This is a genomic window from Microbacterium resistens NBRC 103078 (assembly GCF_001552355.1).
Lineage (GTDB): Bacteria > Actinomycetota > Actinomycetes > Actinomycetales > Microbacteriaceae > Microbacterium > Microbacterium resistens.
The window spans coordinates 1-7,242 of record NZ_BCRA01000158.1; the positions used below are offsets into that span (position 1 = coordinate 1).

The following is a 7,242-nucleotide window of genomic DNA, read 5'->3' on the forward strand; positions in this document are numbered from 1 at the left end:
GGGCCCCGACGCGTCGGCGGACACGGCCCGCCCGGCGGATCCGCACCCGGCCGCGGACCCCTACGCGACAGACCCCGATCGCCTCGACCCGAACGGCGACCCGCGCGTCTCGCACGCGCACGCGGCCGCATTCCTCCCGGACGGACGGATCGCGACGACGGATCTCGGCTTCGATCTCGTGCGGTTCTGGCGTCCCGGCGCGGACGGGGGTCTCGTCCCGGATCACGAGGTGGTGCTGCCGCGCGGCACCGGCCCCCGCCACATGGTCGTCCACCCGAGCGGCCACCTGCACGTGGTGACCGAGTACTCGTGCGAGGTGTTCACCCTCGCCGCCGGGCCGGACGGGCGGTGGTCGATCGCGGCGGCGACCACGGCGACGCCGCTCGCGCAGATCGGATCCGACTACCCCGCCGAGCTCGCCCGGTCCCGGGACGGCGCGACGCTCTACACCGCGCTGCGCGGGAGCAACACGATCGCGGCCCTGCGCGTCCGCGGGGACGGCGGCACCGTGGAGCCCCTGGCGCTCGCCGAGTCCGGCGTGGACTGGCCCCGCCACCACCTCGTGCACGAGGGGGCGCTCCTGGTCGCGGGGCAGCGGTCCGACGAGGTCGCGATCCTCGATCTCGACGAGCGCACCGGAGTCCCCGGGCGGGTCCTGCACCGGACCCCCGCGCCGACCCCGACGGTGATCCTCCCCGTCCGTTGAGCCCCGTCCGCTGAGTCCCGTCCGTTGAGCCCCGTCCCCTGGGTCCCGTCCTCCGGCTCCCGGAACCCGGGATCCGCCGGGAATCGCCCTGTGCCGGCCGCGGTTCTGCAAGGGTGGAGACACCCGATGACGGAGAGGCGGCAGGCGGATGGACGAGTACGACCTGATCGTGCTGGGCGGAGGTCCGGTGGGCGAGAACGTGGCCGACCGCGTCGTGCAGGCGGGCCTCACGGCCGTCATCGTGGAGAGCGAGCTCGTCGGCGGCGAGTGCTCGTACTGGGCGTGCATGCCGTCCAAGGCACTGCTGCGCCCGGCCCAGGCGCTGCGGTCCGCGAAGCGGGTGCAGGGCAGCGCCGAGGCGGTCACCGGCGGCCTGGACGTGCGGGCGGTCCTCGCCCGGCGCAACGGGTTCGCCTCCGACTGGTCCGACGACGGCCAGGTCGGCTGGCTGCGCAGCGCGGGGATCGACCTCGTCCGCGGCCACGGGCGTCTCGTCGGTCCGCGAGAGGTCGAGGTCGCCACGGCGGACGGGGAGCGGCGGACGCTCCGTGCCCGGCACGCGGTCGCGATCAGCACGGGCTCGGACGCGGTCGTCCCCGACATCCCGGGTCTGCGCGACGCAGGTCCCTGGACGAGCCGCGAGGCCACGAGCGCCCAGGAGGTGCCGGCGTCGCTCGCCGTGATCGGCGGGGGCGTCGTGGCCGTCGAGATGGCCACGGCGTACGCCGCGCTCGGCTCGGTCGTGACGGTCATCGCCCGGCACGGCCTGCTCGGCGGGATGGAGGCGTTCGCCGGAGAGCGGGTGGCCGAGGGCCTGCGCGAGCTCGGCGTGGACGTGCGCACGGACACCGGGATCGAGCGGGTCGAGCGGCGGGAGGACGCCGTCGTCGTGACGACGGACGCGGGCGAGGTCGTCGCGAGCGAGGTCCTCGTCGCGACGGGGCGACGTGCGCGCACGGAGGACCTGGGCCTGGAGGCCGTCGGGCTGGAGCCGGGGGCGTGGATCCGCACCGACGACTCCCTGCGCGTCCCCGGCGTCGACGGACTGTACGCGGTCGGGGACGTGAACGGCCGGGTGCTCCTGACCCACCAGGGCAAGTACCAGGCGCGCGCGGCCGGGGACGCGATCGCCGCCCGCGCGCTCGGTGAGCCGGTGGACGAGCAGCCCTGGGGCCGCCACGTCGCGACGGCCGACGCGGCCGCGGTGCCGCAGGTGGTGTTCTCCGAGCCGGAGGTCGCGGCGGTGGGCCTGACGGAAGCGGCGGCCCGCGAGGCGGGACGCCGGGTGCGGGCCGTCGACGTGGAGTTCTCCTCGGTCGCCGGTGCGGGCCTGCACGAGGACGGCTACCGGGGGCGGGCGCGGATGGTCGTCGACGAGGACCGCGGGGTGCTGCTCGGCGTCACCATGGCGGGGCCGGACGTCGCCGAGCTCATCCACGCCGCGACGATCGCCGTGGTCGGCGAGGTGCCGCTCGCGCGGCTCTGGCACGCCGTCCCGTCGTATCCGACGATGAGCGAGGTGTGGCTGCGGCTGCTGGAGGCGTACGGGCGGGATTCGGCCTGATCGGCCGATCTCCGCCCCCATGTCGGTGGCGTCCCCTACGCTCGAATTCGACCCAGGAGGAACGAGCATGAGAGCTGTACTCGCAGGGACCGTGATCGCCGAGGCCGACGACGCCGAGACGATCCTCATCGAGGGCAACCACTACTTCCCGCCGTCCGCGGTGCGCGAGGGCGTGCTGGTGGAGAGCCCGACGCCGTACACCTGCCCGTGGAAGGGGGTGTGCCAGTACTACTCGGTCGTGGCCGACGGAGAGACGCACGCCGATCTGGCCTGGTCATACCCCGAGCCCTACCCCTCCGGGATCCAACGGGTCGGCCGGGACTTCTCCGGTTACGTCGCGTTCGCCCCCGGGGTGGAGGTGGAGCGCTCCTCCGGGTGAGGGTCGCGGAGCAGGGATCATGATCGAGTTCCGATCCGTCACCAAGCAGTTCCCCGACGGCACGCGCGCCGTCGACGACTTCAGCCTGGTCATCCCGCCGCGGCGCACCACGGTGCTGCTCGGCTCCTCCGGATGCGGCAAGACCACGCTGCTGCGGATGATCAACCGCATGGTCGACCCGACCTCGGGCACGATCGAGATCGACGGCACGAGCGTGGGCGACCGCGAGCCGGTCGCCCTGCGCCGCAGCATCGGGTACGTGATGCAGAACGGCGGCCTCATGCCGCACTTCACCGTGCTCGACAACGTCGCCACCGTGCTGCGGCTGAACGGCGTCGGTCGTTCCGAGGCCGCCGACCGCGCTCGCGAGATGCTCGACACCGTGGGCCTGGACCGCGCGCTGGCCGACCGGTACCCGGCGCAGCTCTCGGGCGGCCAGCAGCAGCGCGTGGGCGTCGCGCGCGGGCTCGCCGCCGACCCGAACATCCTGCTGATGGACGAGCCGTTCGGCGCGGTGGACCCCATCGTGCGCACCGAGCTCCAGGAGGAGATGCTGCGTCTGCAGCGCGAGCTCGGCAAGACCGTGGTGTTCGTCACGCACGACGTGGACGAGGCCTTCCTCCTCGGCGACCGGATCGTGCTGCTCGACGTGGGCGCGCGGATCGTCCAGCAGGGCACGCCCGAGGAGATCCTGCAGGCCCCCGCCGACGACTTCGTCTCCGCCTTCGTCGGCGCCGACCGCGGCCGGCGCGCGCTTCACCTGAAGACGACGCCGCAGGGGACGATCGTCGTCGACGCCGACGGCCGGATGCAGGGCGCGCTCCGTGACGACGGCAGCGGCGCCGCGACGCCGGCCGGAACGACCGCGGACGCGAGCGGCGGCTGACATGCAGTGGATCGCGGACAACGTCGGGCTCATCCTCGAGCTCGCGCTGGTCCACCTGCGGCAGAGCCTGATCGCCATCGTGCTCGGGCTGGTGATCGCCGTGCCGCTGGGCTGGTTCGCGGCGCGCTTCCGGCTCGTGCGCGGTCCGGTGATCGTGCTGACGGGGCTGCTCTACACGATCCCGTCGCTCGCGCTGCTGATCCTCATGCCGTCCGTGCTCGGCTACTCGGCGATCAGCGAGACGAACCTCGTCATCGCCCTCACGATCTACGCCGTGGCGATCCTCGTGCGCTCGGTGGCGGACGGGCTGGACTCCGTGGACGCGGACGTGCGGCGGGCGGCCACAGCGATGGGGTACGGATCCGCGCGACGGTTCTGGGCGGTGGACCTGCCGCTGGCGGGACCGGTCATCCTCGCGGGGCTGCGGGTGGCGGCGGTGAGCACGATCTCGCTGGCCACGGTCGGCATCCTCATCGGCGTCACCAACCTCGGGTACCTCTTCACGACGGGCCTGGACCGGCGCCTGATCGAGGAGGTGTTCGCCGGCGTGGTGGCCACGGTCGTCCTCGCGCTCCTCGTCGACGCGCTGCTCGTGGTCCTCGGCCGCCTCGTGATGCCGTGGGAGCGGGTCACGGGGCCGCGCGCCCGGCGCCGGCCCCGGCGGGTCGCGCCCGTGACGGAGGGGGCGGCCGCATGAACCTGTTCGCCGAGGCCTTCGCCTGGCTGGTCGCGCCGGAGCGCTGGCAGGGCAGCTACGCCCTGCCGGTCCTGCTCGGCCAGCACCTGTTCTTCACGGTCGTGTCCGTGGCGATCGCGTTCGTGATCGCGGCGCCGGTGGGCTGGGCGATCGGGCACACCGGCCGCGGCCGCGAGGTGGCCGTCGCCATCTCGGGCGCGGCGCGCGCCCTGCCGTCCTTCGGTCTGCTCATCCTGCTCGTGCTGCTGTTCGGGGTGCTGCAGACGCCGACCGCGGGGTTCGTGACCTTCGTGCTCCTCGCCATCCCGCCGATCCTCGCCGGGGCGTACACCGGCATCGAGGCGATCGACCCGCGGGTGCGCGATGCCGCCAAGGCCATGGGGATGACGCCGTGGCAGGTGTTCGTCAAGGTCGAGCTGCCCCTCGGCCTGCCGCTCGTGGTGGGGGGACTGCGCTCGGCGGTGCTGCAGGTCATCGCGACCGTCACCATCGGCGCCTGGGTGAACCTGGGCGGCCTCGGGTGGCCGATCATCCAGGGGCTGCCGCTGCGGAGGTTCGACCAGGTCCTCGCCGGGGCGCTCCTCGTCGCCCTCCTGGCCCTGCTCGCCGACCTCCTCTTCGCGCTCCTGCAGAAGGCCGTCGTCCCGCTCGGCGTCCGCGAGGCGCCGCGTCCCCGTGCCGAACGGCGCTCGCGCGCTCGCGGAGCGGTCCGCGCCGGCACCACCTGACGCGCCGGATCCCCCGCCCAGACGCCAGACCCGCACCACAGTCCAGACCCCGTTCACAGACCCAGACCACAGCACAGACCACCGGAGAGAGGAACCATCATGTTCACTGCTCGACTGTCCCGCACCCTCCTCGCCGCCGGAGCCCTGACGGCCGCCGCTCTCGCGCTCACGGCGTGCGGATCCTCGTCGTCCCTCGGCGGCGAGACGAGCGCCCCGTCCGACAACGGCGGGGGCGACGCGATCGTCATCGGATCCCAGGCCTACTTCTCGAACGAGATCATCGCCGAGATCTACGCGCAGGCGCTGGAGGCCGACGGGCAGACCGTGAAGCGCCAGTTCAACATCGGGCAGCGCGACGCGTACATGCCCGAGGTCGAGTCCGGCGCGATCGACCTGTTCCCGGAGTACACCGGGAACCTCCTGGAGTACCTCGACGACTCGGCGACCGCGACGAGCCCGGAGGACGTCTACGCGGCGCTCACCGAGGCGCTGCCGGACGGCCTGGTCGCGCTCGACTACGCCGAGGCGTCGGATCAGGACACCTACACGGTGACGAAGGCCTACGCCGAGGAGCACGGTCTCACCTCCATCGGCGACCTGGCGAAGGTCGGCGGGACCATCACCGTCGGCGCGGCTCCGGAGTTCGAGCAGCGGCCGTACGGCCCCGCCGCCGCGAAGGAGGTCTACGGGGTCGACCTCGCCTTCTCGGCGACGGGACCGACGACGCTCGAGTCGCTGCTCGCCGGCACGATCCAGGTGGCGGACGTCTACACGGCGGACCCGGCCTTCGAGACCGAGGACATCGTGGCGTTGAAGGACCCGGAGAACATGATCCTGTCCTCCAACGTCGTGCCGATCGCCAGCGCGGACGTGGAGGGCGAGATCGCCGACACGATCAACGCCGTCAGCGCCAAGCTCACGACCGAGGAGCTCGTGAAGCTCAACGTGCAGAGCACGGTCGACAAGAAGGAGCCGAAGGAGATCGCCGCCGCCTGGCTCAAGGCCAACCTGGGCTGATCCTGATCGAGGCCCTTCGGGGTCCGTCACGGCGATTCGGGGCGTGCCCCGGGGTGTGAGATCCCCGGGACGCGCCCCGAATCTCGTCGGGCTGGGGACCGGCTGGGGACCGGTCAGACGCGGGAGTCCTGGCGGGGGATCCACACCTGCTTGATGACGATGAGCAGCGAGGCGGTGACCGGCACCGCCACCAGCGCGCCGAGCAGGCCCAGGAGCGTCCCGCCGACGAGGGCTCCGATCACGACGAGGGAGCCGGGGATCGAGATCGCCCGGTTCATCACGCGCGGGGTGATCACGTAGGCCTCGACCTGCATGTACACGACGTACACGAGCGCGAACACGAGGGCCGCGATCGGGCTCGTGAACAGGGCGATCCCCGTTCCGATGATCCAGAACAGCACGGATCCGACGAGCGGGATGAGCGTGATGAGGAACGCCACGGTCGCCATCAGCGGCGGGAAGGGCAGACCGAGGAACAGGTAGAGGAGGAACACGAGCACCGCGTTGATGAACGCGAGCACGACCATGCCCATCACGTACCCGCCGACGGACTCGGCGATCTGCGAGCTGATGTCGCTGATGCGCCGCCGGTCCCGCGCCGGGGCGAGACGGACGAGCCCCTTCTTCATGGACGGGAGCGTGGCGAGGAAGTAGAGCGTCAGCACGATGACGATGAGCGCGCCGGACAGCCCCGTCGCGATGGCCCCGCCGACCTGCAGGGCCACGCCGCCGACCTGCAGCGCGCCGCCGCCGATCTGCAGCAGGCGGGCGGGGTCGCTGAGGAACTTCTCGATCTCCGCCACGACGTCGGTGAGGCCCACGCCGAACTGCTGCTGGAGGCCCGCGTAGAAGTCGCTCGCCAGGAAACGGTCGATCGTGCCCGGGATGGATTCGATGAAGGCCGCGATCTGGCTCACCACCGTGGGGATGATCGACATCACGATGACGGCGAGGACGACCGCGAAGCCGACGATCACGATGACGACCGCCCACGCCCGGGGGATCCGCCGCTTCTCCAGCCATTGCACGGCGGGGTTCAGCCCGAGTGCGGCGAACAGCGCGAAGGCGATGTAGATGAGGACGGTCGAGATGTTCGACAGTGCGAGGCCCAGGAGGATCGCGGTCAGACCGCCGAGGACGACGAGGAAGCCGAAGCTGAACGGCTTGTCGATCCGCGTCCAGAACGACGCTCTCGGGACGCCCGGCTCCGCGACCGGGGCCGCGGTGGCGGCGGCGGGGTCGGATCCGGGAGCGTCGGCGGGCCC

General features: G+C 72.4%; 8 protein-coding genes. 7 read left to right on the forward strand and 1 reads right to left on the reverse strand.

The features are described 5' to 3' along the window. The 7 genes from MR1_RS17960 to MR1_RS17990 all read left to right on the forward strand — a co-directional run. Positions 1-706: lactonase family protein (locus MR1_RS17960; protein WP_157518357.1), on the forward strand; the 706-nt coding region annotated here is incomplete at its 5' end. A gap of 148 nt (positions 707-854) precedes the next feature. Continuing rightward, positions 855-2,270, forward strand: coding sequence for a dihydrolipoyl dehydrogenase family protein (locus MR1_RS17965; RefSeq protein WP_067250291.1), 1,416 nt, complete (start codon positions 855-857; stop codon positions 2,268-2,270). Positions 2,271-2,337: 67 nt separating this feature from the next. Further along, positions 2,338-2,649: a DUF427 domain-containing protein gene (locus MR1_RS17970; RefSeq protein ID WP_067250294.1), complete on the forward strand. Its 312-nt coding sequence runs from the start codon at positions 2,338-2,340 to the stop codon at positions 2,647-2,649. A gap of 19 nt (positions 2,650-2,668) precedes the next feature. Further along, positions 2,669-3,535 carry an ABC transporter ATP-binding protein gene (locus MR1_RS17975; RefSeq protein ID WP_067250298.1) on the forward strand — a complete coding sequence of 289 codons (867 nt, stop codon included), beginning with the start codon at positions 2,669-2,671 and terminating at the stop codon, positions 3,533-3,535. Between the two features lies 1 nt (position 3,536). After that, positions 3,537-4,232 (forward strand): ABC transporter permease, encoded by a 696-nt coding sequence (locus MR1_RS17980; RefSeq protein ID WP_067250301.1) that lies wholly within the window; start codon positions 3,537-3,539, stop codon positions 4,230-4,232. Next, positions 4,229-4,960: an ABC transporter permease gene (locus MR1_RS17985; RefSeq protein ID WP_067250306.1), complete on the forward strand. Its 732-nt coding sequence runs from the start codon at positions 4,229-4,231 to the stop codon at positions 4,958-4,960. Before MR1_RS17980 ends, MR1_RS17985 begins: the two co-directional genes overlap by 4 nt. 99 nt (positions 4,961-5,059) lie before the next feature. Next, a complete protein-coding gene (locus MR1_RS17990; protein WP_067250309.1) occupies positions 5,060-5,977 on the forward strand; it encodes an ABC transporter substrate-binding protein in 918 nt (305 codons plus the stop codon). A 113-nt stretch (positions 5,978-6,090) separates the two neighbouring features. Here the strand turns inward: MR1_RS17990 and MR1_RS17995 are convergent. Next, a partial coding sequence (locus MR1_RS17995; protein ID WP_067250313.1) for an AI-2E family transporter occupies positions 6,091-7,242 on the reverse strand: 1,152 nt, incomplete at its 5' end.